This window comes from Cellulosimicrobium composti (assembly GCF_010287905.1).
Lineage (GTDB): Bacteria > Actinomycetota > Actinomycetes > Actinomycetales > Cellulomonadaceae > Cellulosimicrobium > Cellulosimicrobium composti.
The window spans coordinates 1-842 of sequence record NZ_JAAFAN010000153.1 but is presented as its reverse complement, the minus strand read 5'-3'; the positions used below and the strand labels follow the sequence as shown (position 1 = coordinate 842).

Genomic DNA, 842 nt, shown 5'->3' with positions numbered 1-842 from the left:
ATCCCCGCCCAGACGGCACCGAACGCTGCGACCGTCAGGACGAGCCGGGTCCAGTAGTAGCCGTACCGCCGACGCAGCAGACCCGACTCGCGCACGATCTTCGCCAGCACCGAGTAGTCCCGAGCCGTCGATCGGGCCGCAGACCGCACGCGGCCCGTCAACGCCAGGGGCTGCTGCGCCTCACTCGAAGCGGACACGGTCGGCCTCGGCCTTCACGCTCGCGGCACGCACCGCCTCGGCCGCGCGCCAGGCCTCGAGCTCGTCCGCCCGCCTGGTCCGTTCCGTCGCGATCGCCTCCTGGGTGTCCCGGATCACCGTCGCGATCTCGTGGGCGAGCCCGCCGGAGAGCATGGCGAGGTTCGTGTTCTCGACGAGCAGGCGCCGGTCCTCCACCCGCAGGACGATCCCCGGATACCCGTGGTCGGCGAGCAGCGCGGTGACGGCGGGCAGCTCGAGCAACGCTTGCTCCGGGCCCGACACGCGGCGGGAGAACACGGCGGTCACGGTGTAGAGGGGAGGCTCCGCGTCGGTGCCGAGCTCACGCGGCAGCGCAGTGTCCAGGACGCCCCGCAGCTGCAGTGCGGTGTCCTGCACCCGGCCGAAGGACGTAGCAGTAGGGGTGGTGGTGCTCATGGTGACGTCCGATGCTCGGAACCGGCGGGCCGGCTCGCATCCGCTGCCGTCGCGGCAGTCGGGGAGGCGTCAGGCGCCCCACTCAAGGAGATCGGTGCGTCCTCCAGGTCGGGTTCATAACCCCCGTCGTCGTCCCATCGCGCGCCCGAGGTGTCCTCGTCCGGGGCATCCATCTCGCCCGGCGTCCGAGAGCCATCTCGATCGGCGTC

The 842-nt window shown here is 71.9% G+C and carries 1 protein-coding gene; it reads right to left on the bottom strand.

Features of this window, described 5'->3' with window-relative positions:
- Nucleotides 1-180: 180 nt before the first annotated feature.
- Nucleotides 181-633: a hypothetical protein gene (locus GYH36_RS19115; protein ID WP_162290702.1), complete on the bottom strand. Its 453-nt coding sequence runs from the start codon at nt 631-633 to the stop codon at nt 181-183.
- Nucleotides 634-842: the final 209 nt, after the last annotated feature.

Excerpts from the sequence above, each read along its gene's own strand:
- GYH36_RS19115 (WP_162290702.1), bottom strand. The coding sequence starts at position 633 with ATGAGCACCACCACCCCTACTGCTACGTCCTTCGGCCGGGTGCAGGAC.